Source organism: Micromonospora sp. CPCC 206171 (assembly GCF_036906755.1).
GTDB lineage: Bacteria > Actinomycetota > Actinomycetes > Mycobacteriales > Micromonosporaceae > Micromonospora > Micromonospora purpureochromogenes.
This window is the reverse complement of the sequence record NZ_JBAKHT010000063.1, coordinates 1-1,254: the sequence shown is the minus strand read 5'-3', so window position 1 is coordinate 1,254 and position 1,254 is coordinate 1. Positions and strand designations below refer to the sequence as shown.

Annotated in this window: 1 protein-coding gene; it reads left to right on the top strand. The window is 67.5% G+C overall.

Features of this window, described 5'->3' with window-relative positions:
* Window positions 1–68 precede the first annotated feature (68 nt).
* Window positions 69–1,213, top strand: a protein-coding gene (locus V6U89_RS30075; protein ID WP_334576687.1) for an IS3 family transposase whose coding sequence is annotated in 2 segments (ribosomal slippage) — window positions 69–339 and window positions 339–1,213 — 1,146 coding nt in all. Because the reading frame shifts where the segments join, the coding sequence is not laid out codon by codon here.
* The last annotated feature ends 41 nt before the right edge of the window (window positions 1,214–1,254 follow it).

Below are 1,254 nucleotides of genomic sequence, written 5' to 3'. Positions count from 1 at the left end.
GGGACTGCCCCCGGTTCGGTTGACTCCTGACCTGTGAGGATGCGTTCCTCGCTGGAAGGATGTCTGTCATGCCGAAAGCGTTCCCGCCGGAGTTCCGTCGTGACGTGGTCGCGGTCGCCCGCAAGGGCGAGGCGCCGCTGGCGCAGATCGCGAAGGACTTCGGGATCTCCGAGTCGTGCCTGCACCGCTGGCTCAAGCTCGCCGACATCGAGGACGGGGTCCGCCCCGGCACCACCAGCAGTGAGTCCGCCGAGCTGAGGGAGCTGCGCAAGCGCAACAAGCTCCTGGAGCAGGAGAACGAGATCCTGCGCCGGGCGGCGGCGTTCTTCGCCAAGGAGATCGCCCCAAAATGACCTACCCGCTGGTCAGTGACCTGGCCGCGGACGGAATCCCCGTCGCGGTGACCTGCCGGGTGCTGGGCTTCAGCAAGCAGGCCTACTACGCGTGGAAGAAGAACCCCGTCTCCCAGCGGGACTTCGACGACGCCCACCTGATCAACGCCGCCCTGGACATCCACGCCGATGATCCGGCGTTCGGATACCGGTTCATCGCCGACGAACTACCCGCCCACGGGATCACCGCCGGCGCGAACCGGGTGGCCAGGCTCTGCTCACAGCAGCGGATTTGGTCGGTGTTCGCCAAGCGCAAGGGCCTGACCCGGCGGGCCGGGCCGCCGGTGCACGACGACCTGGTGCAACGCCGGTTCACCGCCGACGCCCCTGACCGGCTGTGGCTGACCGACATCACCGAACACCCGACCGCCGAGGGCAAGCTGTACCTGTGCGCGATCAAGGACGTGTACTCCGGCCGGATCGTCGGCTACTCCATCGACTCGCGGATGAAGGCGTCGCTGGCCGTGGCGGCGCTGTCGAACGCTGTCCGGCTGCGCAGCCCGGCGGACACGATTGTGCACTCCGATCGCGGCAGTCAGTTCCGGTCACGAAAGTTCGTGAAAGCGCTGCGCCGCAACGGATTGATCGGCTCGATGGGCCGTGTCGGCGCCTGCGGCGACAACGCCGCGATGGAATCGTTCTTCGCCCTGCTGCAGCGCAATGTCCTGGACCGGCAACGCTGGCACACCCGCCACGACCTGCGCCTGGCGATCGTGACCTGGATCGAACGCACCTACCACCGCCGCCGACGGCAACGACGCCTCGGACGGCTCACCCCAATCGAGTTTGAGACAATCAACAGGCCCGCACACGCGGCCTGAACCACTCAACCCCGCGAGTCAACCAAACCCGGGGCGGTCCC